The organism is Lysobacterales bacterium (assembly GCA_019634735.1).
Classification (GTDB): Bacteria; Pseudomonadota; Gammaproteobacteria; order Xanthomonadales; family UBA2363; genus Pseudofulvimonas.
This window is the reverse complement of the sequence record JAHCAT010000012.1, coordinates 25,559-51,940: the sequence shown is the minus strand read 5'-3', so window position 1 is coordinate 51,940 and position 26,382 is coordinate 25,559. Positions and strand designations below refer to the sequence as shown.

The window sequence follows — 26,382 nt, the reverse complement described above, 5'->3', positions numbered from 1 at the left end:
CCCTCCGGGCAAGCGCGTGACACATTGCGACGGCACCGCACTTCTCCCCTCCCCCGCCGTGCGGGGGAGGGGCGGGGGAGAGGGCTGGGGCTGGCCATGATCCTCAACAGGCACGGTGGCGGCAGGACCCGGTGCATAGCCGCCGGCGGGTCACCGCGCGGGCGTCCTGGCCCCCGGCCCCGGCTTTGGGTGTTGATCCGGGACGAACGCCGACGCGGGGCCGACCGGAGGGCGCCATGTTCAGTCTGCCGATATCGATACCGGGTGTTGGACGCACCCTGCCGGGGCTCTTGCTGGCCCTGGTGTTCGCCGGCCCGCCGGCTGCGGTCTGCGCGCAGGCAATCGGACCGGCCTTCACCTACCAGGGCGAATTGCGGCTTGCCTCGGGCCCGGCCGACGGGGGCTTCGACCTGCGCTTCCGGCTCTACGATGCCGAAGCCGGGGGCTCGCAGATCGGGCCCCTGGTGAGTCTGGACGATGTCCAGGTCACGGAGGGCCTGTTCTCGGTCGCCCTGGACTTCGGTCCGTTCCAGTTCGCCGGGGACCGGCAGTTCCTGGAGATCGCCATCCGGCCGGCCGGCACGGGCGGCTTCGAGACCCTCTCGCCCCGCACCGAGGTGACCGCGGCGCCCTATGCCTGGGGCGCGGCGGTCGCCCTGGCCGACTCGGTCACCACCACCAGCATCGTCGATGGCAGCATCGGCGGCGCCGACATCGATGCCGCCCAGGTGCAACGGCGGGTGACCGGCAACTGCGCCGTCGGCCAGTACGTGCGTGCCATCGCCCAGAACGGAACGGTGACCTGCGGCACCGACGCCGACGCCGGCGGCACCGTCACCAGCATCGCCACCGGCACCGGACTCACCGGCGGGCCGATCACGGGCGCCGGGACGATCGCCGTGGCGCCTGGCGGCATCGGCGCGATCCAGATCGACGCATCCCAGGTCCAGCGGCGGATCGCCGGCGCCTGCGCGGTCGGGCAGTACGTCCGGGCCGTGGCCGAGGACGGCAGCCTCACCTGCGAAGCCGATGCCAGCGGCTGGCTGCTCGGGGGCAACGCGGGCACCAATGCCAACGATGATTTCATCGGCACCACCGACGCCCAGGCCTTCGTGATCCGCACGGCGGGGGTGAGCAGCCTGCGGATCGAGCCGAGTGCCGAGACCTTCGGCGGGCCCGGTCAGCCCATCACCACCAACATGATCGGCGGCAGTTGGGTGAACGCGGTCAGACCTGGCGTGCGCGGGGCGACTGTCTCCGGGGGCGGGGTGCCGACCGGGGACAGCGATCCGAACCATCTCTTCGAAGGCCCGAACCTGGTGAACGCCGACTACGGCACCATCGGTGGAGGCTACGCCAACCAGGCGGGTAACGGCGCAGCGTCAACTTCTTCGAGTCCATTCGTGACGGTGGCCGGCGGCCAGGCAAACATTGCAAGCGGCACCATGAGTGCCATCGGTGGCGGCTCGAGAAACACCAGCAGCGGAGGTCTAAGCACCATTGGCGGGGGAAACAACAACACGGCAAGCGAAACGCGGGCCACCATCGGCGGTGGTGGCTTCAACGCCGCGACTGGCTCCAGCAGCACGATTGCGGGCGGCAGAAGCAACTCGACTATAGGCCCCGAAGGTGCGGTCGGGGGTGGCGTGAACAACACGGCGTGGAATCTGGGGACTGTCGGGGGAGGCGCTGGCAACACGGCCAGAGGGTCGTATAGCTCCGTGAGCGGTGGCTTGATCAACTGTGCCGGTGGAGACTTTTCTTGGGCTGGCGGACAAAGAGCAAAGGTGCGCCCTGGCAGCGACCCTGAATCTGGCACTTGCAGCGGTCTGACCTACCCCGGCGGAGCCGGCGACCAAGGCACCTTCGCCTGGGCCGACAGCCAGAACAGCAACTTCGTTTCCAATGGCCAGAACCAGTTCCTGGTCCGCGCCTCCGGCTCGGTCCAGTTCACTCACGACGACCAGGTTTCCACCAACAACATCTTCTTCCGGATCCGCGGCCCCGAAGGTCGGACGCCCCTCCTGGTCACGGTGGGTGGCAATGGCGTGCTCACCGGCTTCAACAACAGCGGTGTTCGCATCGGCCATGCCAGTGGCCTCATTCCGCCCACCCCGGCCGAGAACGGCCTGCTGGTCATGGGCGGCGCGCGCCGCCACGACAACCAGAGCACCTGGGACGTCACCTCGGACGCCCGGGTCAAGCACCAGACGCAGTCCATCGAGGGCGCCGTCGACACTTTGTTGGCCCTGAATCCAACCCGCTTTCGGTATCGCCCCGAGTTCCTGGCCGAGCAGGGCGCCGAGGACCGTGAGCACCTGGGCTTCATCGCCCAGGAACTGGCCCAGGTCTGGCCCGCCGCGGTGCAGGTGGACACCGCGAGCCCCGGCGGACTGCTCAGCGTCAATCTCTCCGAGATCCACGTGCTCACCACCGCCGCCGCCCGCGAACTGGCCATCCAGCAGCGTGCGCTGGAGGCCGAGCTGATCGAACTGCGCACCGAGAACGCCGCCCTGCACCGGAGCCTGGACAGACTCGCCGCCGATGTCGCAGCGCTGCACTCGCAGCTTGCCAGACGCTCGGAGGCGCCGTGACATGACCGGTCGTCGGGTCACCCCGCCGGGACACGACACCAGGCAGAGACTGTCCATCGGCACGTTGGTTGTCGCACTGGCACTCTCCGTGGTGCTGTCCCGGCCCCTGGCCTTTGCGCAGCCCTCCAGCGACAGCTACACGATCCCGCGGCAGTCCATCGACGGCGGTGCAGGACGGGCGACGAGCGCCAGTCACACCCTGCGGGGAAGCATCGGCCAGCCGGATGCCGGCGCGCCGATGAGCAGCGCGAGCTTCAGTCTGCGTGGCGGGTTTCATCGCCTTCGCGCGCCGACGGAGCCGACGGATCGCATATTCGCCAACGGCTTCGAGCCGCCTTGAGCGCCCGTGAAGGAACGGCCCTTCGACTCCGACCGCCGCCGACCAACCTCGATGGTGCAGCCGGACTCGCGGACCGGCGCGCTCGAAGCACATCCACGAAGTCCGTGGCGCTGTCTGCCGTGATGACAAGGAGGCCGTCCTCTGGCCCTCGGTCCTGAAGGACGTGTGGCGCGGCCCCTCCGACCGGGTGCTTCCGGCGTCGACCGGGCAGGTGCCCCTGCCGGTCGCCTGTTCAGCTCGACTGCGATTCTGGTGCCAGTCGAACGGCGCCCCGGCAGGCATCGACCAGCCAGGTGCACAGGGCATCGCGCCGATCGGCCGGTACCGTCACCGCCATGCACAGCCCGCCACTGCCGTAGTCGACCCGTTCCGGTGCCGCTTCGTGGCTGGCCAGGGCGGCGCGCACCGTCGCCTCGAAAGGGAAGTCGACGGTGATCAGCAGCCCGGTCATCGCGCGTAACGGCCGCCGCGGCGCGGCGCGCAGGCACTGTGCGGCGCAGCCACCATAGGCGCGGACCAGGCCGCCGGCGCCGAGCTTGATGCCGCCGAACCAGCGCAGCACCACCACCGCGACCTGGTCCAGGCCCTGGCCGTCGATGGCGGCCAGGATCGGCCGGCCGGCGGTGCCGGCCGGTTCGCCATCGTCGCTGCTGCGGTACTGCTGGCCGACCCGGAACGCCCAGCAGGCATGACTGGCGTCGGCCTGGCGCCGCCCGGCGATGAACGCCAGGGCAGCCTCGGCATCGGCCACCGGCGCCGCCCAGGCCAGGAAGCGGCTGCGCTGCACCAGCATCTCGTGGTGCGCGATCGCTTCGACTGTTTCCATCAGTCAGCGATCGGACGCGGCGGCCCTGCGACATCCAGGTCGATCTCGCCGTCGGCCAGGCGGGCGATGACCCGACCGGCGGTGGCCACCGCCTGCGCGCTCGCCAGCAAGCGCCGGTCCCGCGGGTCGAGCAGCACGGTCCAGCCGCGTTCCAGCGTGCGCAGCGGGCTGAGCGCCTGAAGGGTGCGCGCGGCCTCGCGCAGACGGCCCTCGGCCTGGCGCCGGCGCGCCGCCTCGGCCAGGCGCAAACGGTCCAGTCGCTCGTCGAGCAGTTCGCCCAGGCGGGAGAGGCGCCGCTGCGGGTGCTGGGCGTCCAGTCGAGCACGCAGCGCCTGCAGCCGGGCGACCTGCCAGCGCAACCTGTTTTCCAGGCCACGTCGCAGGCGCCGGCGGGCCAGCAGGGCGCGTTCGCGCACCAGGGTCAGCCGGCGGCGCGGATCGAGCAGGCCGAGGCGCCGCCGCGCCGTGTCGGCCCGTTGCGCCAGGTCCAGCAGTCGCCGGCCCTGGCCGCGTTGCAACCGGCCGGCAAGGTCGTCAAGGCGCCGAGCCAGCAGCGCGCCGTCAGGGCTGATCGCCTCGGCAGCCGCTGAAGGCGTGGCGGCGCGCAGGTCGGCGGCCAGCTCGGCCAGGGTGACGTCGACTTCGTGGCCGATCGCCGCCACCACGGGGATCGCACAGGCGGCGATGTCGCGCGCGAGCTGCTCGTCGTTGAAGGCCCACAGGTCCTCGATGGAGCCGCCACCGCGGGTCAGCAGGACGACGTCGTGGCGGCCGACGGCGGCGACCGCGCGCAGGCGCTCGCGCAGGGCCGGCACCGCCTCGGCGCCCTGCACGGGTGCCGGCAACACGTCGACCTGCAACAGGGGAAAGCGGCGGCGCAGCACCGCCAGGACGTCGCGGATGGCGGCGCCGGACGGCGAGGTGATCACGGCCAGGCGCCTGGGCAATACCGGCAGCGGCCGCTTGCGGGTGCTGTCGAACAGGCCCTCGGCGGCCAGTTTCGCCTTCAGCATCTCGTAGGCCTGCTGCAGGGCGCCGGCGCCGGCCGCCTCCATGTGCTCGGCGATCAGCTGGTACTCGCCCCGCGCTTCGTACAGGTCGACCCGTGCCCGCAGGCGAACCTGTGCGCCGTCGGCCGGCCGGAAGCGGAGCAGGGCGGCGCGGTTGCGGAACATCGCGCAGCGCACCTGGGCGCCGGCGTCCTTGAGCGTGAAGTACAGGTGGCCCGAGGCCGGACGCGCCAGGTTGGAGAGTTCGCCCTCGATCCACAGCAGGGGCAGGGCATCGCCCAGAAGCTGCCGGACCAGCCGGTTCAGACGGGTCGGCGTGAGGATCTCGTTGGCTGCCGGGGCGCCGGTCATGGGCGCCGGTTACACTCTTGCGCCGGCCACGTGGGCGCGGACTTCGACGGGCGGGCCATGGTTCGGACGGGTGCGTGCGGCGGACCAGTCTGGGCGAAAGGACCGATCCGCTCAACCGCCACCGCCAGCCAGGGTCAGCAAGCGCACAGGCATCGACCATGACACAGGACCATCCCGACCGCTTCGGCCCCGGGTCCCGCCGGGCCAGCCGCGCCGTGCGCATCGCCGGCGTGCTGGTGGGCGGCGGCGCGCCGGTGGTGGTGCAGTCGATGACCAACACCGATACCGCCGACGTCGCCGGTACGGTCCGCCAGGTCGCGCAGCTGTGGCGCGCCGGATCGGAGCTGGTGCGGCTCACCGTGAACACGCCGGAGGCCGCTGCCGCGGTGCCCAGGATTCGCGACAAGCTGGACCTGATGAACGTGTCGGTGCCGCTGATCGGCGACTTCCATTACAACGGCCACCAGTTGCTGGCCGCCGAGCCGGCCTGCGCGCGGGCGCTGGCCAAGTACCGGATCAATCCCGGCAACGTCGGCTTCGGCCAGAAGAAGGACAGCCAGTTCTCCGCGATCGTCGAGACCGCGATCGCCAACGACAGGCCGGTGCGAATCGGCGTCAATTGGGGTTCCCTGGACCAGGCGCTGGCGGCGCGCCTGATGGACGAGAACAGCGCCCGGGCGCAGCCCTGGGATTCCGGGCGGGTGCTGCGCGAGGCTCTGGTGCGCTCGGCCCTGGACTCGGCGGCGCGCGCCGAGGAGCTGGGTCTGGCGCGCGAGCGCATCGTGCTGTCGGCCAAGGTCTCCGGCGTGCAGGAACTGATCGCGGTGTACCGCGACCTGGCCCGGCGCAGCGATCATGCCCTGCACCTGGGCCTGACCGAGGCGGGCATGGGCAGCAAGGGCATCGTGGCCTCGGCCGCGGCCCTGGCAGTGCTGCTGCAGGAGGGCATCGGCGACACCATCCGCATCTCGCTGACCCCCGAGCCAGGCCAGTCTCGCAGCGACGAGGTGGTGGTCGCCCAGGAGCTGTTGCAGACCCTGGGCCTGCGCGCCTTCGCGCCGATGGTGACCGCCTGCCCGGGCTGCGGCCGCACCACCTCGACCTTCTTCCAGGCGCTGGCGCGGCAGGTCACCGACCATGTGCGCGAGCGCATGCCGGACTGGAAGCTGCGTTATCCGGGCGTCGAGAACCTGTCGCTGGCGGTGATGGGTTGCGTGGTCAACGGCCCCGGCGAGAGCCGTCATGCCGACATCGGCATCTCCCTGCCGGGCACCGGCGAGGCGCCGGCGGCCCCGGTATTCATCGACGGCACCAAGGCCCTGACCCTGCGCGGGGAACGCATCGCGGAAGATTTCGTGGCGGTGATCGACGACTACGTGGCGAAACGCTGGGGCGCAGTCGAGCCGCCCCACAAGGCTTGATACAAACGTATTGCAAACGTATTTCGTTCGTGGCAGGATGCACTCACCCTGCCTCTGGAGCGCCGACATGGCCAAGCAGACCGTCACCCTGCGGCTCGACGAGGACGACCTGGGCTTCCTGGCCAGCGCGTCCCTGTCGGGCGCCACCAACCTGAGCGAGAAGATCCGCGCCCTGATCGCCGAGGCGCGCCTGCGCCAGGCCGGCGTGGCCGATGCCGGCGCTGCCTGGGACTACAGCCGGGCGTTGTTCGCGGCCCCGGAGCGGGCCTTGCGGCAGGCCGAGCTGGCCAGTGGCGCCCGCTCCGAGCTGGTCGCCAGGGCCCTGGCCTGGCTGCCGGAGGCTACGGCCTTCGTGCTGGCTGCCGGACCCGCCCCGGCGTCGGGCGAGGCGGGCGAGTACGTGCGGCGTTTCGAGCAGGGCCTCGGCGACCGCCTGCTGGCGCTGGTCGATTCCGTGGTGCAGCTTGCGCGCGCCGGCTTTCCCGGTTGTCATGAGCCCGATGCGCTGGCGCACCGGGCGCGTTCGGCCCTGGCCCCGGCGATGGCCGGGGCGGTCGCCGATGGTGAACAATCCCGCTGATCCTGCCACTTCGAGGAGTGCTGCCATGAGCGAATCCCTGTCCGGCCGCGTCGGCCGCCTGATCGCCGGGGGTTTCCACGCCCTGGTCGATGCCGTCGAGAACATCGCGCCGGAAGCCGTGATGGAGCAGGCGATCCGCGAGATCGACGGCGCCATCGCCGATGTCCGCGCCGATCTAGGCCAGGTCGAGGCGCAGCGCCACCTCACCGCGAAGCGGCTTGCCGAGGACGGCGCCCGCCTCGACGAGCTCGGCGAGCAGGCGCGGATCGCCCTGGACAGCGGTCGCGAGGACCTGGCCACCGCCGCCGTCGAGCGGCAGATCGACATCGAGGCCCAGGTGCCGGTGCTGGAATCGCGGTTGTCGGCCCTGGCCGAGGACAAGGCCCGCCTGGAGGGCTACGTGGTCGCCCTGCAGGCCAAGAAACGCGAGATGCGGGCGGCGCTGGCGGATTTCCGCCGCAGCCGGGAACAGCAGGCCTCGACCACCGGCACCGCGACCGGTACCAGCGCGCCGGGCGAGTCGGTGCAGGCGCGCGGCGAGCGCGCCGGCGAGGCGTTCGAGCGCATCTTCCAGCGTCATGCCGGCGTCGCCGGCCTGAGCGGCACCAGCGACGGCAATGCCGCACGGCTGGCCGAGCTGGAGGAGCTGGCGCGACGCAACCGGGTCGCCGAACGGCTGGCCTCGCTCAAGGCCGGCAAATGACGATCGCGGCGCGTCGGCGTCCGCGCGCCACGGCGGCTGCCGGCCGGGGATGGCCATGGCCTGGGTGACCGCTGCCGGAAACGCACCGTTCGTGGTGGCGCTGCTGGTGATGGTCGGCCTGGCCCTGGCCGAGCTGGTCGCGCTGGTCACCGGGGTCGGCCTGAACGACGTGGTGGACGACCTGCTGCTGCCTTCATCGGCAGGCAGCGATGCCGGCACCGGCATGGAGGCGACCGGCGCGGACGTGCAGGGCGTGGTCGGGCGCTTCCTGGCCTGGCTGCACATCGGCAAGGTGCCGGTGCTGATGGTGCTGATCATCCTGCTCGCGCTGTTCGGCCTGATCGGGCTGGTCGGCCAGAACCTGATGCGCTCGCTGTTCGGCGCCCCGGCACCGGTGCTGCTGGCCGCGCCGCTGGCGCTGGCTGCGGCACTGCCGCCGGTGCGCTGGTGCAGTGGCGTGCTGGCGCGCGTCCTGCCTGGCGACGAGAGCAGCGCGATCGACCTCGACCAGCTGGTCGGGCTGACCGGTACCGTGGTGGCCGGCACGGCGCGCGCGGGCCTGCCGGCGCAGGCCAGGGTCCGCGACCGCTTCGGCACCGACCACTACGTGCTGGCGGAACCGGAGGATGCCGCCGAGTCGTTCCCGGCCGGCGCCGTGGTGCTGCTGGTGCGTCGCACCGGCGGCGGCCGCTTCGCGGTGATCGCCAATCCGAACCCGGCGCTGGTGGATGGCGCCTGATCTGGCCCGCGTGGGCCGTTTTGCACGTTGATGGCCGGCAACCACCGGCGAACCGCTTCCTGGGGAGAGGACGATGGACCTGAACATTCCGTACATGGGCGTGATCGTGCCCGCCGTGATCATCCTGATCGCGCTGTTCGCGCTCGGACTGGTGTTCGCGCGCCTGTACCACCGGGCCAGCAAGGAGATCGCCTTCGTGCGAACCGGGCTGGGCGGCGAGCGCGTGGTGCGCGACGGCGGCGCCCTGGTGCTGCCGGTGTTGCACGAGACGATCCCGGTCAACATGAACACGCTCAAGCTGGAGGTCCTGCGTGCCCGTGAGGCGGCGCTGATCACCCACGACCGCATGCGCGTCGACGTGCAGGCCGAGTTCTACGTGCGCGTCAAGCCGGATGCCGCGGCGATCTCGACCGCGGCGCAGACGCTGGGCCGCCGCACCATGGAGCCGGCGGCGCTCAAGGAGCTGGTCGAGGGCAAGTTCGTCGATGCCCTGCGCGCGGTGGCGGCCGGCATGACCATGGAAGGCCTGCACGAGAACCGCGTCGACTTCGCCCAGAAGGTGCAGGTCGCGGTCGCCGAGGACCTGCTCAAGAACGGCCTGGAGCTGGAGTCGGTGTCGCTGACCGGCCTCGACCAGACCGCTGCGGACTTCTTCAACCCGCAGAACGCCTTCGACGCCCAGGGCCTGACCAAGCTCACCCAGGAGATCGAGCTGCGCCGCAAGCAGCGCAACGACATCGAGCGCGACACCAAGATCCAGATCGAGATGAAGAACCTGCAGACCGAGCGGCAGTCGCTGGAGATCGCCCGGGACCAGGAATACGCGCGCCTGCTGCAGGACCAGGAGGTCAAGGTGCGCGCCGCCGAGGCGGCGGCGACCATCGCCCAGCAGGAGGCGGAGCGCCACCGCGAGGCCGAGCAGGCCAAGATCGCCTCGGACCGGGCGATCGCCGAGGCCGAGATCGAGAAGCGCCGCCTGATCGAGCAGCGGGAGATCGAACGCGAGCGCGCGGTGCGCATCGCCGACCAGGAACGCGAGATCGCGGTCTCGCACAAGTCGCAGGAGGAGTCGGCGGCCAAGGCCGACGCCGACACTGCGCTCGCCAAGGCCGTCGCCGCCGAGGAAGAGGTCAAGAAGGTCCGCGAGACGGCGGTGGCCGAGCGCTCCAAGGCGGTGCGGTTGGTGCAGGCGCGCGAGCAGGCCGAACAGGAGGCGATCGCCATCATGGTCGCGGCCGAAGCGGACAAGAAGGCGTCCGACGACCGTGCCGAGGCCCTGCGCGTGGCGGCCACCGGCGAGGCCGATGCCGTGCGCATCCGCGCACAGGCCGACGAGGAACGCTACCGGGTCGAGGCGGAGGGCCAGCGTGCCATCAACCAGGCCCGCAACGCCCTGAGCGACGAACAGGTGGCCCTGGAGATCCGCCTCGAGCTGCTGCGCCGCCTGCCTGAGATCATCGAGCAGTCGGTGCGGCCCATGGAACGCATCGACGGCATCCGGATCGTCGATGTGCGCGGCATGGGCATGGGCACGGGTGCCGCGGGCGAGGGTGGCGGCAGTGGCGGCAACGGCAACCTGGCCGGTTCGGTGGTCGACCACGCGCTGCGCTACCGTGCGCAGCGGCCGCTGGTCGATGCCCTGCTGCGCGAGGTCGGACTGTCCGACCTGGGCGATCTCAACGGCCTGCTGGGCGCGGGACGCGCGCCGGCATCCGGTACCGGCGAGGGTGGCGCTGACGATGCCGGCAGCGAGGACGGCGAAGCCGGCAAGGTGGACTGAGCGGCTACGGGCGCCCCTCGGGCGCGGCGGCGTCAGTCGTCGCTGCAGACCCGGTTGCGCCCTTGCGCCTTGGCCCGGTAGAGGGCGGCGTCGGCCGCGGCCATCAAGGTGCTGCGGTCGTCGCGGCCGGGCGCCAGGGCGGCGACGCCGATGCTGACGGTGAGCGTGCGGGCGGTGTCGGGGGTGATCGCCAGCGGTCGCGCCGAGACCGCCTGCCGGAGCCGGTCGGCAAATCGCACCGCTGCGTCCAGCGGGGTCTCGGGCAACAGCACGGCGAACTCCTCGCCACCGATGCGGGCGGCGACGTCGTCGCCGCGCACATGCTCGCGCATGATCTCGCCGATCTGGCGCAGCACGCTGTCGCCGGCGATGTGGCCGAACTGGTCATTGACCGGCTTGAACAGGTCGACGTCGAGGATGCACACGGTCAATGGCCGGTCGCGGCGCTGCGCCCGGGTGATCTCCTTGTCGAAGATCTCCGCGAAGTGACGGCGGTTGTAGAGCTGGGTCAAGGCGTCGTGGGTGGCGACCTGGTAGACCTCCTCGTGGTAGCGGGCCTCGACGCTGCCCTCGCCGATGAACTTGAGGATGCTCTCGCCGATGGTGACGTGGTCGCCATCGGCCAGTTCGACCAGCTCGACCGGCAGGTCGTTGACCCGGGTCCGGTTGGTGGCGCCGAGGTCGCGCACGTGGCAGCGCTCGCCCTCGCGCCAGACTTCGCAGTGGCGACGCGACACGCTGGCATGGCCGATGCGCAGGTCGACCTCGTGGGAACGGCCGATGACGATCGGCTGTTCGCCGATGTCGATGCGCTTGCCCAGCCCCTCGCCATGGATGACGACCAGGCAGGCGGTGTTCAGGTCCGGACGATCGGGCCCGGGGCTGATCACGGTGCGGCGGGTCGTGCTGCCGTCGTCGCTGCGTCGGTTCATGGCGCCCCTCGGAGACCGCCCGGAGTCTATCGGAATTGTCCGCTGGCGGGCACAAGGGGCGACCAAGGTCGCGAATGCAAGGCGGTGCTGCCATGATCCGTGGCGCGGGGGCGGGGAGTGGGCGGATGACCATGGGGCACGGGGGCGAGACGGCGGACGACGAGGCCACCCGGTGGCTGGAGGATGGCGCATCCGATGCCGGCGCCACCGGCGGCGATCCTGCGCTGGGCCAGCTGGTCGCCGGTCGCTATCGCGTCGAGGCCGTGCTTGGCGAGGGTGGCATGGGCCAGGTCTTCCGCGCCAGCCAGCTCGAGCCCGTGCGCCGCACCGTTGCGCTGAAGCTGTTGCGCGGGCGCCGCTTCGACGCAAGGCAGCGCGCCTGGTTCGAGGTCGAGTGCCAGACCCTGGCGCAGATGCAGCATCCGGCGATCGCCCGCATCTTCGATGCCGGCACCACCGCCGAAGGCGTGCCGTTCTTCGCCATGGAGTTCATCGAGGGTCAGCCCCTGACGCGCGCCTGCGCGGAGGCCGGCCTGGACCTGATCGGGCGCCTGGCGCTGATGTCGCGCATCTGCGACGGCGTCCAGCACGCCCACCAGAAGGGCGTCGTCCATCGCGACCTCAAGCCCGCCAACATCCTGGTGACGCGGGTCGATGGCGTGCTGCAGCCACGCATCATCGATTTCGGCATCGCCACCGCGGCCAGCCGGGCGGGCTTCGGCGACATGTCCGCGACCGAGCGTGCCGGCACGCCCGACTACATGAGTCCGGAGCAGTTCGCCGGCTCGGCATCGGCGATCGACACCCGCAGCGACGTCTATTCGCTCGGCGTCGTCCTGTACGAGCTGATCGTCGGCGATCGCTCCGGGTTGTCCAGCGCGAGCCAGGCGACGGCGCGGACCGGGGCGACCACGCTCCAGCCGCCCTCTGCGCGGCTGCGACCGGCGCCCGGCGTCGAAATCGGCGGGCGCCTGCGTCGCCGGCGGCTTCACGAGCTCGATGCCATCGTCATGAAGGCCGTGGCGCACGACCGCGCCGACCGCTACGAATCGGCCGGTGCGCTGGCCGCCGAGCTGCGCCGCTTCCTGGCCAACCGGCCGTTGCAGGCCATGCCGGCCTCGCGGTCCTACCTGGCCGCCAAGTTCGTTCGCCGCCATCGCGTCGGCCTGGCCGCCACCGTCGCCGTGTTCGTCGCCCTGGTCGCCGGTCTTGCGGTGAGCCTGTACGGCCTGGACCAGGCGCAGGCGCAACGGCGGCTGGCCGAGGAGCGCGGCCTGGAGCTCGAGCAGGTGGCCAGTTTCCAGCGCAGCATGCTGCGCACCATCGACGTGCGGGCGATGGGCGAGGGCCTGCTCGGCCTGCAGCGCGAGCAGCTTGGCCGCCACCCCGAGTCGGCGACCCTGCTGCCGGATTTCGAGCGGGCCGCGCAGGCGCTGTCGGCCGCCGATCTGGCGCGGGCGGTCATCGACCAGCACGTCCTGGAGCGCGCTGAGGCCGCCCTGCAACGGCAGTTCGACAACCAGCCGGCGCTGGCGGCCGAGCTGCGCTACAGCCTTGCCCAGGTCCGCCTCGAGCTCGGGCTCTACGCCGCAGCCGAGTCCGACCTTCGCGCCGTGGCAGCCCAGCGCGAGGCGCTGGCCGGCAGCGGCGACGCCCGGGCGATCAAGGCGCGTGCCGACCTGGCCAGCGCCATCGATCGCCAGGGTCGCTCGGATGAGGCGCGCGACGTGGCGCAGCGGAGCCTGGAGGATGGCGAGCGCTTCCTGCCGCCGGGCCATCCGGCCACGGAGTCGGCGCGCCTTCAGCTCGCCCAGGCCCTGATGTCCCAGGGGGAATTCGCCGCAGCCAGGGCCTTGCAGGAGCACGCGCTCGGGCAGCTCGTCGTGCGCGCCGACGTCGATCCGGCCAGCGTACTGAGCGCGCGCAACAACCTTGGCATCACCCTGGTCCGCCTGGGCGAGTGGCATGCCGCCCGCGTGGAACTCGAAGCGGTTCTGGCAGGACGGCGCGCCAGCCTGGGCGAAGAGCACGACCTGACCCTGTCGGCGCTGAGCAACCTGGGCGCCGTGGTCGGCACCCTGGGCGACTACGAGGCGGCGCTCGCCCTGCAGCGCGAGGGCTATGCGCTGCGCTCGCGCGTCTCCGGCGCCGAACACCCCTCGACCCTGGGCGAGCTCAACAACATGGCGTCGACCCTGGTCCAGCTCGGTCGCGTCGAGGAGGCGCTTCCGCTCATGGTCCAGGTGGCGGCGGCGCGCGCCCGCGTGCTAGGCGCCGAGCATCCCCAGACGCTGCGCAGCAAGCAGAACCTAGCCACATCACTGGCCCGCCTGGACCGCCTCGACGAGGCGCTGGCGCTGCAGGGCGAAGTGCTGGAACAGCGCCGCGAAAGCCTCGGTTCCGACCACCCCGACACCCTGCAATCGCTCGATTCGCAGGCATCGATGCTGGGCCGCGCCGGGCGCCACCGCGAGGCGGCAGCGCTGGCCGCGCAGGTTGTCGAGCGCCGGCAGGCGGTGCTTGGCCCAGCGCACCCGTCGACCCGCGAGTCGCTGCTCAACCAGTCCCGGAACCTGCGCCGCGACGGCCGTGCCGCCGAATCGGTGGACCTGCTCGCGCCGGTTCTGGCCGGATACGACAACACCGATCCGGCCGCCCTGGCCCCGGTCGAGCTGCATCTGGTCGCCGAGCTGTGGCGTGCCCAGGAAGAGGTTGGCGATGCGGCAGCGGCGGCCGCGACCCGGCAGCGCTGGATCGATCCCCTGATGGCTCTGCCGGAGGAGGCGCTGCCCGCCCCGCTGCGCCATACCCGCGGGCAACTGGTGGAGATCCTGGCCGGCCGGGACGATTGATCCCGGTACGGGCGGGGCGGATCGACGAGGAGGTACCCGCCGATCAGGGCGCCTGGCCGGAGCCGACCTGCGGGTCGCTGACCTGGCGACGGTTGAGCAGGGCCTCGCGCCTGGCGATGTAGGCGGTGCTGGCGACGATGATGCCGGCGCCGGCCAGGGTCCACATGTCGACCCGCTCGGCGAACAGCAGCCAGGCCAGCAACGCCACCAGCGGCAGCTGCACGAAGTTCAGCGGCTGCAGCGCCGAGACGTCGGCGATCCGGTAGGCGCGGGTCAGGAACACGTGGCCGAGCGTGCCCAGGCCGCCGGTCAGCACCACCCACAGCCAGCCCTGGCTGTCCGGCCAGGTCCAGACCGGCAGCGCCGGGAACAGCGACAGCGGTGTCAGAATCAGCACCATCCAGATGACGATGGCGTCGGGCGGCTCGGTGCGCGACAGGAACTTGATGCTGATCGCCGCGCTGGCCGCCAGCAGCGAGGAGGCGATCGCCACCAGGGCGGCGAGGTTCAGGCCGGCGACGCCCGGCCGCAGGATCACCAGCACGCCGACGAAGCCGATCGCGATCGCGCTCCAGCGGCGCGCCCGGACCACTTCGCCCAGCACCAGGACCGCCAGGATGGTGACGAACAGGGGCGTGGTGTAGGACAGCGCGATGGCCTGGGCCAGCGGCAGGTGCACCAGCGCCCAGAAGCCGGTCAGCATGGCGCCCAGGCCGACCAGGCAGCGCAGGAAGTACAGGCGCAGCCGGCGCGTGCGCAGCATGCCAAGGCCCGCGTGCGCGATCAGCGGCACCGTGAACATCAGGCCGAACAGGTTGCGGAAGAAGGCGATCTCGAAAGGATGCATCTGCGCACTGGCCAGGCGGATGGTGATCGCCATCAGGCCGAAGCTGGCGACGCTGCCCAGCATCAGCACCACGCCACGGCCGGTGAGCGGCTGGCCGGGCAGCCGGGCGGCGGCCATCAGGCAGCGCTCCGGGCCAGCAGGTCGGCGAGCTGCTCCGGACTGCGCCAGTCCGCGCCACACACGAAGCGGGGCAGGGCCCAGCGGTCGTCGGCTGCGCTCGCCGCGCGGGGCTGGGTGGTCCAGGCCGCGAGCAGGCCCAGGCGCGGGCCGTGGCGGGGCAGCCAGTGACGGCGCAGGTAGTCCGGTGCCTGGCCCCAGGGATAGCCGAAGTGGCGCACCGGGGCGGGCGCCACCCGGGCGGCGATCCAGGCCTGGGCGCGCGCGACCTGCCAGGCGGCACGCACTGCGTTGTCCACGGCCAGGAAGTCGCCGCGCGGCAGGCCGTCCGGGGGCGTCTCGGGCGCCACCGCGTGGTTGTGGTCCCAGCTGTGGTTGCCGATCGCCAGCAGGCCGCTGGCCGCGGCGTTGTGCCACCAGTCGTCGTTGATGAGGTTCCGGCCGTGCAGGCAGTCGCGGTCCACGGCTGCCCGCGCGGCCGGCGAGGCGATCACGAAGCTGGTGGCGTGCAGGTGGGGTTGCCGCGACCCGACCTCGGCGCGGAACGCCTGGAGGATCGGCAGGAAACCGGGCTGGCGACCCTGGCCGGGCCAATCGTCCGGACGCACGTCGTAGTCGGTGCCGTCGTCGAAGGTCAGCGCCAGACACTGCGGCCCGGGGGGCGCCTGGGTGCCATCGAACACGGCCAGCACCTGGTCCAGCGACAGCACGTGCCAGCCCAGCCGGTCGATCAGGCGCAGATCGTCTGCAAGGGCAACGTGGTCGTTCTCGGCATAGCCGGGTCCGGCGACATTCGCCGCGTGATAGGTCAGGACCGGGATCTGCACGACCGGAGACGGGGAAACGGCCGCCCATTCTAGCCCGGATGGTTCGTGAGGCCGCTACTGCGGCTGCCGATCCTGGCGCCGTGGCGGGGTCGGCTCCCCTTGGCCCGTTCGATAGGGCGTCGGCTGCGCCTTGACCGTCGAACGGTCCCCTGCCCGCACAACGACGCGATCCCGACAGCCTCGCCACGTGTCCGCATCAAGAACCCGGCCTCGCCGGAATCGCCGGCGGGCCCGCGACCAGTCGCCCCGGGCACGACGCTGACGAATCCTGGACCCCGCTGTCCTACAATGCGCGGCTCGACGCCTACCGACCCCCTGCCGCCATGAGCCTCTCCCCGACCGACCTGTTCGACGTCCGCAGCCTGCTCTCCGACGAGGAGCGCATGGTCCAGGACACCGTCGCCCGCTTCACCGACGAGAAGGTGCTGCCGATCATCGGCGATTGCTTCGACCAGGCGCGCTTCCCGCAGGAACTGGTGCCGGAGATCGCCGCGCTGGGCCTGCTCGGCTCGTCGCTGCCCGAGGAATACGGCTGCGCCGGCATGAGCGGCGTGCAATACGGCCTGATCTGCCAGGAGCTGGAGCGTGGCGACTCCGGCATCCGCAGCTTCGTGTCGGTGCAGAGCTCGCTGTGCATGTACCCGATCTTCCAGTACGGCACCGACGAGCAGCGCCGGCAGTGGCTGCCGGCGATGGCGGCCGGCGAGGTGATCGGCTGCTTCGGCCTGACCGAGCCGCACGGCGGCTCCGACCCGGCGAACATGAAGACGAACGCCCGCAAGGACGGCGGCGACTGGGTCCTGAACGGCGCCAAGATGTGGATCACCAACGGCAACCTGGCGAAGATCGCCATCGTCTGGGCGCAGACCGAGGACGGCATCCAGGGTTTCATCGTGCCGACCGACACGCCGGGCTTCAGCGCCCAGGAGATCCACCGCAAGATGAGCCTGCGCGCCTCGGTGACCAGCGCGCTGTTCCTGGACAACGTGCGCGTTCCGGAGTCGGCGCGCCTGCCCGGCGTCAAGGGCCTGAAGGGTCCGCTGGGCTGCCTGACCCAGGCCCGCTACGGCATCACCTGGGGGCCGATCGGCGCAGCCATCGCCTGCTATGCCGAGGCCCTGGAGTATGCCAAGGAGCGCATTCTTTTCGGCCGCCCGATCGCCGCCACCCAGGCGGTGCAGCTCAAGCTGGCCGAGATGGCCCGGCGCATCACCCTGGCGCAGCTGCTGGTCCTGCAGCTCGGCCGCCTGAAGGACGCCGGCCGCATGCAGCCCAGCCAGGTCTCGCTGGCCAAGTGGAACAACTGCCGGATGGCCATCGACATCGCCCGCGAGGCGCGCGACATCCTGGGCGGCGCCGGCATCTCCACGGAGTACGCGCCGATCCGGCACCAGCTCAACCTCGAGTCGGTGATCACCTACGAGGGCACCGAGACCGTGCACCAGCTCGTGGTCGGCCGCGAGGTGACCGGCATCAATGCCTTCTGACCTGCGTGCGGCGACCCTGGGCTTCCTGGTCGGCGCGCTGACCGGTGGCCTGCTGGTCGGGGCAGCAGCGTGGCTGCTGCGCCCCCCGCCCCTGGAGGACCCCGCGGTCCAGCTCCGCGCGGCCACTCAGGCGCTGCTCGACGACCAGGCGCGGATGACCCTGATGCGCGAGGCGCTGGTCCATGCGTCGGCGGCGCGGGTGGCCGTGGCGGAATTCATGTCCAGCCATGGTCGCGCCCCGGACAGCAATGCCGAGGCGCAGCTTCCGGACGCCGACGACTGGCGTCAGGTGGGGCTGGAGACAGTCCTGGTGCAGCCGGGCGGCACCTTGGCCGTCCGGTTCGCTGCGCCGCTGGCCGGCGCGGTCCGGTTCCGGCCGGAGGTCGTGGGCGCCACGGGCGGCGTGCGCTTCGAATGCAGCAGCCCGGATATTGCGGACATCGCCCGGATCGTTCCGGGCTGCGCTTACCGTCCCGGCGAAACCCGGCGGTGACCGTCGGCGATTTTCCCCGACTGCACACCGAGCGCCTGCTGCTGCGCGTGCCGGAGGCCACCGACTTCGAGCGCTACGCGCAGATGCTGGCCGACCCGGACAGCGCCCGCCACATCGGCGGCGTTCTGGAGCGCGGCGCTGCGTGGCGCCGCTTCCTGCAGATGCCCGGCGCCTGGCTGGTGCAGGGCTTCGCGATGTTTTCTGTGATTGATCGCGGCGATGGCCGCTGGCTGGGCCAGGTCGGCCCCTGGCAGCCGGATGGCTGGCCGGGCACCGAGGTCGGCTGGGCCCTGCATCCGGAAGCCGCAGGGCGCGGCATCGCCTTCGAGGCGGCGACCGCCGCCATCGACTGGGCATTCGCGCAGCTGGGCTGGTCCGAGGTGATCCACTGCATCGCGCCGGACAACCTGCGCTCGCAACGCCTGGCGCAGCGGCTGGGCGCGCGACTGCGTGGACCGGTGCGCCTGCCGGCGCCGTTCCAGGACGCCCCGGTGGAAGCCTGGGGACAATCGCTGGGCGACTGGCATCGAGCCGGCGTCAGGGTCCGGTCCGGGAGCCACTGAGCCTGTCGGCGGAACCTCACGGCAGGACCGGCGCCTGGCGCGCAATGGCTCTGCGGCCTTCCACGCTTGCGAAACGCGCGCCGAACCAAGGGTGGACCGGCTTGCATCCGCCAAGAAAAAGGGGCGGGTTTCCCCGCCCCTGAACCTGGCCCGGTCGGCCCCGTCGCGCGGGGCGCTTCGCCGGTCAGGGAATGGTGATGGCCGCGCCGGTGCGGTCGAAGGCGTAGCTCAGGATCGTCGCCGGAAAGCCGTTCGGGCCCGTGGTCTGCATGCGCACGTAGCCGTAGCACACGGTGGCGACCGGCGCGATCGGCGGCAGGCAGTCGAAGCGGAAGCCAACGTAGCCGTTCACGCCGGCGCGCCAGGCCGCGGAGGCGCCAAAGGTGGTCGCATACGTCGACGCCGGCCCGATCGTGGCGCCCGACTGCAGCACCAGAAGGTCGTTGCTGCTGCTCGAAGTGGCGACGCCGCCATTGCCGGGCGCCTGTGCCCAGAAGAAGCTCAGCAGGGTCGCATTGCTGGTCGCATAGGGATTGAAGTGCGAGCCCGGGATGTCGCCGTCGATGATGGCGCCGGTGTTGAAGTTGATGGAGACGCCGTCGATGTTCTGCGGCACCGGCCGGTTGATGTTGTCGACGACGACGATGGCCGGCGGACCACCCTCGAAGTCGTCGCTGAAGATGGCGTCGGCGCCGCCTTCGCCGCGGACCGCCACGCTGATGTGCTGGATCGGTTGGTTGCCGACGGGCAGCCGGGTCAGGGTCACCGCGCCGAAGCGCAGGGCGGTGCCCGGCTCATTGAGCTGCGGCGTCGCGGTGATGGTGATCACCTGGCTCTGGCCCGGGTCGATCACGAACTGCGCCGGGGACGCCTCCAGCACGAAGCCGGTCGGGTTCTCTACCGCCACGTCCCAGGTCGCCGGCGTAGCCAGGGCGCTGGTCACGGTGCGGGTCCAGGTGCACGAGGGCGAGCACGCCACGTCGCGGACCGCCGGCAGGTTCAGGTCGCGGGCGGAGATGCTGCCGCCGCTGGGATTTGCGGCCAGGAAGTTGGCCGGGGTCTCGTCCATCAGCAGGCCGGCGTTGACCGCCTTCGCCAGGTCGATGCGGCCGCTGCCGACTTCGTCCCAGGTCCAGTTGCCGCTGGCGCCGGTGCCGGCGCGCTTGCCGGTCATCATGATCGCCGACTTGACCTGCACCGGTGTCCAGGTCGGGTGGACCTTGCGGATCAGGGTCGCGGCGCCGGCCAGGTGCGGCGAGGACATCGAGGTGCCGCTGCTGTTGCCGTAGCCGCCGACGCTGGCATTGGCCGCGTAGACGGAGACGCCGGGGCCGGTGATGTCCGGCTTGGTCAGGTTGGCCAGCGGCGCCGGGGTCGGGCCGCGCAGGCTGAAGCCGCCGAGGGTGTCGGGCGAGCTGTGGTGGGTCGAGGCGGCGACGCTCAGCACCCAGGGGCCGAGGTGGTTCACCTGTCCGATCGGGTTGGTGATGGTGGCGCTGGTGTTGCCGGCCGAGGCCGCGACAAAGATGCCGGCGGAGACCAGGTCGAGCTTCTTGCGGTCGTTGTCCTCCCAGGGATTGCGACCACCGGAGATCGAGAAGTTCATGACGTCGACGCCGCCCTGCAGCAGGATCGAGTCCATGCCGGCCTGGATCGCCGCGCCCGGGCAGGAGGTGGTCGGGCAGACCTTGTAGATGCGCAGGTTGGCGCAGGGCGCGACGCCGGAGATCTCGACGTTGGGCGCCGGCGTGGCGCTGGTCGGCACGCGGTTGCCGCCGGAGGTGCTGGCGGTATGGGAGCCGTGGCCGTTGGTGTCGGTGGGCGTCGGGCCGTTGCACAGGCCGGTGCCGTCGGTGGTCGCGCAGTCCAGCGAGGACAGCACCTTGTTCGGGTTGGCGCCGCCATGGCCGCAACTGGCGTCGTTGACGAACGAGGGGTGGGTCGCGCTGACCATGCCGGTGTCGAGCACGGCGATCACCATGCCTTCGCCGCGGGTGCCGGGGCCGCCGCCGGGAATGGCGCTGCCGTTCCAGATGGTGTCGGCGCCGATGAACACCGGACCGGAATTGGTGTCGATCTGCTCGACCGCCTCGGGCTTCACGGAAGCGACGCCGGGAAGGCGTGCGACCTGGTCGGCCTCGGCGGCGGTCAGCCGGATCGCCATGCCGCTGTGGGTGGCCAGGTAGTGGTGGGTGACCTCGGGCGCGCGGCCCAGGGCGCCGGCGATGGCGGCCTTGTGACCGGCCTGCACCTGCATCAGCTGATCGCGGTAAGCGACCACCGCAGGGGCGCTGGCGTCGAACCGGCTGCCCGGCGCGCGCTCGGTGCCGTGCAGCAGGCCGGGCTCGGCGAACTCGACCATCCAGGTCGAAATGCCGGTGGACTGCGTGGCGCCGGATTTGTCGTCATACCCCGCGGTGGCCTGGATGCCCCAGGTACCGACCAGCGCAGCAGCGACCAGCGCCGACAGCACCGGCGCACGAAACGTCTTGAACATGTTGCCTCCCGTGAAGATTGGGCCCCTGTTGCGGACGCCGGGTCAGCCGGCACCGTGGGACCGCGCGACCTTAGTGGAGACCGTGCCAACCCGCCAGTGCCACGCCCCTGGGGTGCCGACCCCTGCAGAGCTGGATGCTCCCAAAGGATGCTGCAGCGCTCGCCGATCCACGCGATGGGCGCAATCCGCTGCGGTCGGCCGCTGGAAGCCGGACCGGTCCTGCCGTTGCCGTCCAACGGGCCGCTGTCCGCCCCGCCATGCGATCGCCGCGCCGCGACGGTGCCCCTCGTCGCTGGGAACGTCCGGGTGGAGTCACGGGACGGCGGCCGCCGCCGCGCCGGCGGGGTCCCGGGCCGCCTGCAGTTCCGCCATGCCGGTGCGCGTCGATTCCAGGCGGCCATGGTCCGCCCCGAGCAGCTCGGTCTTCATGGCCAGGGCGGCCTGCAGGTCGGATTCGGCCTCGGTCAGGCGGCGCAGGCGCACCAGGGCCCGGCCGCGCGTGGTCAGCGCCTCGGCGATCACCTGGTGGCGTCCGCCAAAAGTCGCGGCGGCGTGGTCGATGACGTCGGTCTGCGCCTGCCACGCCTGCTGCGCTTCGCCTGCGTCGAGCAGGTAGTTGCCGTAGTTGTGCAGCGACATCAGGGTGCGCGGATGCGCCGGGCCAAACCGGTCCCGCATCGCCTCGGCGGCACGCCGGTAGTACGGGCCGGATTCGGCGACCTTGCCCTGCTGGCGCAGGGCGCCACCCAGGTTGCCGACCACCATAAGGGTCGAGGTGCTGTCCGGGCCGTACACGCGCTCATGGTCCGCCAGCAGGGGCAGCAGCACCTGCTCGCCTTCCGCGAACCGTCGGGATTGGAGGTAGGCCACCGCCAGGCTGTTGCGCACGCTCAGGGTCCGCGGATGGTCGGCGCCCAGCAGTCGGGTGCGGATGGCCGAGAGCGCCTGCAACTCGGCGATCGCCTCGTCGAAGCGCTCCAGATCGCTAAGCACGATGGCGCGGGTCAGGCGGGTTTCCAAGGTGTCCGCATCATCCTCGCCGCGGCTGGAGCGCAGGCCTTCCAGGGTCCGCGTGAGCTCGACCAGCGCCTCCTCGTAGCGGGTCGTCTCGCGCATCAGCCAACCCAGCGACTGGCGGGTGCGCAGGCTGACCAGGTGGTCGTCACCCACCGTCCGGTGCAGCCGTTCCAGGGTGTCCCGCAAGAACGCCTCGGTGCCCTGGAATTCTCCGGAATCGCTGCGTGAGCGGCCAAAGGCCCGGGCGCTGGCGAGCGTGCGCAGGCTGTCCGGACCGAAGCGCGCCAGGTTGCGCTCGTAGGCGCGGCGGTTGAACTGCACGGCAAGGTCGAATTCGCCAAGGCCGGTATAGCTTTCGGCGATCACCGACTCGATCTCGGCCAGGGCCTCGGGCTGGTCCGCCAGTTCCACCTCGGCACGCTGCGCCGCCTGGTCGACCACGGTGCGCAGGAGGGTCTTGTCGAGGTCGCGGGCCTGGTCGGGATCGATGCCGGAAAGCACGGTGGCCAGGAAGTCGGCGGTGGCCTGGCTGCGCCGCGCCTGGCGCTCCGCCTCGACCAGGCCCCACAGGGCAACGGCCAGGCCGCCGACCAGGGCAACGGCTGCCACTGCGGCAAGCGCCAGCGGCCGCCGGCGGCGGCGGATGAACTTGCGCAGCCGGTAGCCGCGACCTTCGGGTACCGCGGATACCGGGTAGCCGTCGAGGAAGCGCTGCAGGTCCTCGGCCAGCGCCGTCGCGGCGTGGTAGCGGCGTTCGCGTTGCGGGTGACAGGCGCGGGCGACGACATGGCGAAGTTCCCAGGGCAGCGCGTCCAGCACCGGGTCCTGGCCGCGCCGCTGCAGGCTGGCCAGCAGGCGCTCGTGCAGCGCCTCCCTCTGCGGCACCGGTTCGCCGAGGGCGTCCAGACGCCCTTGCGGCAGCAGGCAGGTCAGCAGGACAACGCCCAGACTGTAGATGTCGGTGCGGATGTCGATGGCGGCGGCGTCGCCTGCGAACTGCTCCGGGCTCATGTAGGCGCCGCTGCCGACCCGCTCGTAGCTGGTTCCGCCGCCCTCGCCATCGATGCCGGTGGCGATCCCGAAATCGATCAGCCGCGGTTGCGGCCTGCCGTCGACCTGGCACACCAGTACGTTGCTGGGCTTGAGGTCGCGATGCACGATACCGCGCTGGTGAGCATGCTGGACGCCGAAGGCGAGGGCGATCAGCACTCGCAGGCGGCTGGCCAGGGTCGGCTGCGTCTCGCGCACCCACACGTCGAGCGGGCGACCCTCGACGTGCTCCATGGCGAACCATGGATAGCCCTCGTCGGTCTGTCCGGCGTCGAACACCCGTGCGATCGCCGGGTGCTCCATGCGTGCCAGCGCCTGACGCTCGACCTCGAAGTAGGCGCGGGCCAGGGGCCCGGCCAGTTGCCTGCGGATCAGCTTCAGGGCGACCTTGCGACGGATGGGTTCGGACTGTTCGGCCAGGTGCACCTGGCCCATGCCGCCTTCGCCCAGCAGTCGCACGAGCCGGTAGGGGCCGATGCGTTCACCCGGGGCATCGGCGCCGGCCCCACCGTTGCCGGCGGGCAGGGCGGTGGTGCGATCGTCGTCGCCAGTGCTCATCCGAGCGGGGAGCGCGAGGTGGCCATGTGGTGGATTCTGCCGGATCTTTCCGGCGTCGGCAGCGGAACGGCCTGGACTCGGGACTCGGGACTCGGGAATCGGGAATCGGGAATCGGGAATCGGGAATCGGGAATCGGGAATCGGGAATCGGGAATCGGGAATCGGAGCGCGGTCGGCTCCCCTCTCCCGCGGCGCGGGAGAGGGGCGGGGGGAGAGGGCCGGGGCTTGCCAAGATCTGCATCGTCGCGGCTCCAACGGCACGCGCTGGCCGGGGCGACCTCGCCTCCGCCCTCCCCCGCATGCCGGGGGAGGTGGGAAGTGTCGTGTCGTCGCACTTCCAGTCGGCAGGGGATACGGCGACTTGGCACGGGCGGTGGGCTGAGAACCGGCACCCATCAGGCCCCGCGACGGGTCCCGGCACCCGGGCGGTGCGGGCGAACTCGGCAGCGGTTCGACTGGCGGGGCGGCCGGGGGCTGTGTCCTACAATGCGCGGCTGTCCCGGAACGTCCGCCATGACCAGCCCCAGCCCAGCCATTCCCGCGCGCATGCGCGGCCTCAACCGCGCCGAGATCTGCGACCGCAACTTCATCGAGTTCGTGCAGGCCTTCCAGCCCGGTGCCACCGCCAGCGCTCCGGGCGCCGATGCGCCGGTGCTGCCGGGCAGCGCGCTGACGGTGCGCGGCTTCCTGGAGCTGTTCGAGTCGCAGCTGATCTCGCGCCACCTGGACCTGATGGCGCGCGTGCTGCGCGTGCAGAACAAGGTCTTCTACACGATCGGCAGCTCCGGCCACGAGGGCAACGCGATGGTCGCCCGGCTGTGCCGGCACACCGACCCGGCCTTCCTGCACTACCGCAGCGGCGGCTTCATGGCCGAGCGTTTCCGCAAGCTGCCGGACATGGACCCGGTGATGGACTCGGCGCTGAGCTTCGCGGCCAGCATGGACGACCCGGCCTCGGGCGGCCGCCACAAGGTCTGGGGCAGCAAGCCGCTCTGGGTCCTGCCGCAGACCTCGACGATCGCCTCGCACCTGCCCAAGGCGCTCGGCACGGCGGTCGCCATCGAGCAGGCCCGGCGCCTGCGCCTGGAGCTGCCGGTGCCGCAGGACAGCATCGCGATCTGCTCGTTCGGCGACGCCTCGGCCAACCACGCCACCGCGCAGACCGCGTTCAATGCCGCCCAGTGGACCGCCTACCAGAAGCTGCCGGCGCCGGTGCTGTTCGTCTGCGAAGACAATGGCATCGGCATCTCGGTGAAGACGCCGCCGGGCTGGATCGGCGAGCGATTCCGCGCCTGCCGGGACCTCGACTACTTCTTCGCCGACGGCCTCGACCTGGCGCGCGGCTACGGCCAGGTCGCCGCCGCGGTCGAGCACTGCCGGCGCACGCGTCGGCCGACCTTCCTGCACCTGCAGACCACCCGCATCATGGGCCACGCCGGCACCGACTTCGAGATCGAGTGGCGCAGCATCGAGGAACTGGTGGCGGTGGAGCGCACCGACCCGCTGCTGCGCTCGGCGGCGATCGCGCTGGAGTCGGGCCTGTTCACCCCGGACAGCCTGCTCGCCCACTACGAGGCGATCCGGGCGCGCTGCTTCGCGGCGGCCGAGGAGGCCGACCGGCGTCCGAAGATCGAGTCGCTGGCCGAGGTGGTGCGGCCGCTGGCGCCTTACACGCCGGATGCGGTCCGCGCCGAGGCGGAGCGCGTGGCGGATGCCGAGCTGCGGACCGCGGCGTTCGGCGGCGAGGAGCGCCTGCCCGAGCGGCAGCCGCCGCGCCACCTGGCGATCCAGATCAACAACGCCCTGCACGATCTGCTCGCCGCGCATCCCCAGGCGCTGGTGTTCGGCGAGGACGTCGCCCAGAAGGGCGGCGTCTACACGGTCACCAAGGGTCTGCACAAGGCGTTCGGCAACAAGCGGGTGTTCAACACGCTGCTGGACGAGACCATGATCCTCGGGCTTGCCCAGGGCTACGCCAACATGGGCCTGCTGCCGATCCCGGAGATCCAGTACCTGGCCTACTTCCACAACGCCTGCGACCAGTTGCGCGGAGAGGCGGCCTCCCTGCAGTTCTTCTCCAACGACCAGTTCCGCAATCCGATGGTGGTGCGCATCGCCGGCCTGGGCTACCAGCGCGGCTTCGGCGGCCACTTCCACAACGACAACTCGTTCGCGGCGCTGCGCGACATCCCGGGCCTGGTGGTCGGCTGCCCCAGCCGCGGCGACGACGCCGCCCTGATGCTGCGCACCCTGGCCGCCCTGGCCCGCGTCGACGGCCGGGTCAGCGTGTTCCTGGAGCCGATCGCCCTGTACATGACCAAGGACCTGCACGAGGCCGGCGACGGCGGCTGGCTGTTCCCGTACCCGGAACCCGGCCAGGCGATGGTGCTGGGCGAGCCGCGCGTCTACGAGCCGCAGGCCACCGACCTGCTGATCGTCAGTTACGGAAACGGCGTGCCGATGGCGCTGCGCGCCGCCAGGCAGCTTGCCGAAGGGCAGGGCGCCCGGGTCCGCGTGCTCGATCTGCGCTGGCTGCAGCCGCTCAACGAGGCTGCCGTGGTCGAGCATGCTCGCGCCTGCGCGCGGGTGCTGGTGGTCGACGAGGGCCGGCGCAGCGCCTCGGTGGGCGAGGGCGTGTTCACCGCCCTGGTCGAGGCGGGCCTGGGTGGCCGGCCGATCGGCCGGGTGGTCGGCGCCGACACCTACACGCCGCTGGCCGGCGCCGCCCTCCTGGTGCTGCCATCCGACGAACAGGTCCTGGCTGCGGCCCGCGCGCTGCTGTCCCGCGACTGACGAGA

At 71.6% G+C, this 26,382-nt stretch carries 19 protein-coding genes; 12 read left to right on the top strand and 7 right to left on the bottom strand.

The window, feature by feature from the left end; translation table 11 throughout:
• Positions 1-236 precede the first annotated feature (236 nt).
• Positions 237-2,594, top strand: coding sequence for a tail fiber domain-containing protein (locus tag KF823_11925; GenBank protein ID MBX3726610.1), 2,358 nt, complete (start codon positions 237-239; stop codon positions 2,592-2,594).
• Position 2,595: 1 nt separating this feature from the next.
• Positions 2,596-2,934, top strand: a complete 339-nt coding sequence (locus tag KF823_11920) for a hypothetical protein (protein ID MBX3726609.1) — start codon at positions 2,596-2,598, stop codon at positions 2,932-2,934.
• Between the two features lie 232 nt (positions 2,935-3,166).
• Here KF823_11920 and KF823_11915 read toward each other — a convergent pair whose 3' ends face one another.
• Both KF823_11915 and KF823_11910 read right to left on the bottom strand, forming a co-directional pair.
• A complete protein-coding gene (locus tag KF823_11915; protein ID MBX3726608.1) occupies positions 3,167-3,760 on the bottom strand; it encodes a YigZ family protein in 594 nt (197 codons plus the stop codon).
• Positions 3,760-5,121: an exodeoxyribonuclease VII large subunit gene (locus KF823_11910; protein ID MBX3726607.1), complete on the bottom strand. Its 1,362-nt coding sequence runs from the start codon at positions 5,119-5,121 to the stop codon at positions 3,760-3,762. The genes KF823_11915 and KF823_11910 overlap by 1 nt, the downstream gene beginning before the upstream one ends.
• A 158-nt stretch (positions 5,122-5,279) precedes the next feature.
• Between KF823_11910 and ispG the strand changes: the two genes are divergently transcribed.
• The 5 genes from ispG to KF823_11885 all read left to right on the top strand — a co-directional run bounded on the left by ispG (position 5,280) and on the right by KF823_11885 (position 10,344).
• Complete coding sequence (gene ispG / locus KF823_11905) at positions 5,280-6,542, top strand: flavodoxin-dependent (E)-4-hydroxy-3-methylbut-2-enyl-diphosphate synthase (protein MBX3726606.1); 1,263 nt, start codon at positions 5,280-5,282, stop codon at positions 6,540-6,542.
• 67 nt (positions 6,543-6,609) lie between these two features.
• On the top strand, positions 6,610-7,122 hold the full coding sequence (locus KF823_11900) for a hypothetical protein (GenBank protein ID MBX3726605.1): 513 nt from the start codon (positions 6,610-6,612) through the stop codon (positions 7,120-7,122).
• 25 nt (positions 7,123-7,147) lie between these two features.
• Positions 7,148-7,825 carry a PspA/IM30 family protein gene (locus tag KF823_11895; GenBank protein ID MBX3726604.1) on the top strand — a complete coding sequence of 226 codons (678 nt, stop codon included), beginning with the start codon at positions 7,148-7,150 and terminating at the stop codon, positions 7,823-7,825.
• Between the two features lie 55 nt (positions 7,826-7,880).
• Positions 7,881-8,564: a DUF1449 family protein gene (locus KF823_11890; protein MBX3726603.1), complete on the top strand. Its 684-nt coding sequence runs from the start codon at positions 7,881-7,883 to the stop codon at positions 8,562-8,564.
• A 73-nt stretch (positions 8,565-8,637) separates the two neighbouring features.
• Complete coding sequence (locus KF823_11885; GenBank protein ID MBX3726602.1) at positions 8,638-10,344, top strand: flotillin family protein; 1,707 nt, start codon at positions 8,638-8,640, stop codon at positions 10,342-10,344.
• 32 nt (positions 10,345-10,376) lie between these two features.
• On the opposite strand, the gene KF823_11880 is transcribed toward KF823_11885, so the two are convergent.
• Positions 10,377-11,276 (bottom strand): GGDEF domain-containing protein, encoded by a 900-nt coding sequence (locus KF823_11880; GenBank protein ID MBX3726601.1) that lies wholly within the window; start codon positions 11,274-11,276, stop codon positions 10,377-10,379.
• Between the two features lie 125 nt (positions 11,277-11,401).
• On the opposite strand from KF823_11880, the gene KF823_11875 reads away from it, so the two are divergent.
• Positions 11,402-14,128, top strand: coding sequence for a serine/threonine protein kinase (locus KF823_11875; protein ID MBX3726600.1), 2,727 nt, complete (start codon positions 11,402-11,404; stop codon positions 14,126-14,128).
• A gap of 43 nt (positions 14,129-14,171) precedes the next feature.
• Here KF823_11875 and KF823_11870 read toward each other — a convergent pair whose 3' ends face one another.
• Together KF823_11870 and KF823_11865 are read right to left on the bottom strand one after the other, a co-directional pair.
• Complete coding sequence (locus tag KF823_11870; GenBank protein MBX3726599.1) at positions 14,172-15,092, bottom strand: DMT family transporter; 921 nt, start codon at positions 15,090-15,092, stop codon at positions 14,172-14,174.
• Positions 15,092-15,919 (bottom strand): polysaccharide deacetylase family protein, encoded by an 828-nt coding sequence (locus KF823_11865; protein MBX3726598.1) that lies wholly within the window; start codon positions 15,917-15,919, stop codon positions 15,092-15,094. The genes KF823_11870 and KF823_11865 overlap by 1 nt, the downstream gene beginning before the upstream one ends.
• A 323-nt stretch (positions 15,920-16,242) precedes the next feature.
• On the opposite strand from KF823_11865, the gene KF823_11860 reads away from it, so the two are divergent.
• Genes KF823_11860 through KF823_11850 form a run of 3 tightly spaced genes read left to right on the top strand, consistent with a single transcriptional unit; the run spans position 16,243 to position 18,462 of the window.
• A complete protein-coding gene (locus KF823_11860; protein ID MBX3726597.1) occupies positions 16,243-17,406 on the top strand; it encodes an acyl-CoA dehydrogenase family protein in 1,164 nt (387 codons plus the stop codon).
• Positions 17,396-17,899 (top strand): pilin, encoded by a 504-nt coding sequence (locus tag KF823_11855; protein MBX3726596.1) that lies wholly within the window; start codon positions 17,396-17,398, stop codon positions 17,897-17,899. The genes KF823_11860 and KF823_11855 overlap by 11 nt, the downstream gene beginning before the upstream one ends.
• Positions 17,821-18,462: a GNAT family N-acetyltransferase gene (locus KF823_11850; protein ID MBX3726595.1), complete on the top strand. Its 642-nt coding sequence runs from the start codon at positions 17,821-17,823 to the stop codon at positions 18,460-18,462. The genes KF823_11855 and KF823_11850 overlap by 79 nt, the downstream gene beginning before the upstream one ends.
• Before the next feature lie 184 nt (positions 18,463-18,646).
• Here the strand turns inward: KF823_11850 and KF823_11845 are convergent, their stop codons facing one another.
• Positions 18,647-20,959 (bottom strand): S8 family serine peptidase, encoded by a 2,313-nt coding sequence (locus KF823_11845; GenBank protein MBX3726594.1) that lies wholly within the window; start codon positions 20,957-20,959, stop codon positions 18,647-18,649.
• Positions 20,960-21,271: 312 nt separating this feature from the next.
• Positions 21,272-23,584: a serine/threonine protein kinase gene (locus KF823_11840; GenBank protein MBX3726593.1), complete on the bottom strand. Its 2,313-nt coding sequence runs from the start codon at positions 23,582-23,584 to the stop codon at positions 21,272-21,274.
• 513 nt (positions 23,585-24,097) lie between these two features.
• Here KF823_11840 and KF823_11835 point away from each other — a divergent pair.
• Positions 24,098-26,377 (top strand): MFS transporter, encoded by a 2,280-nt coding sequence (locus tag KF823_11835; protein MBX3726592.1) that lies wholly within the window; start codon positions 24,098-24,100, stop codon positions 26,375-26,377.
• Positions 26,378-26,382: the final 5 nt, after the last annotated feature.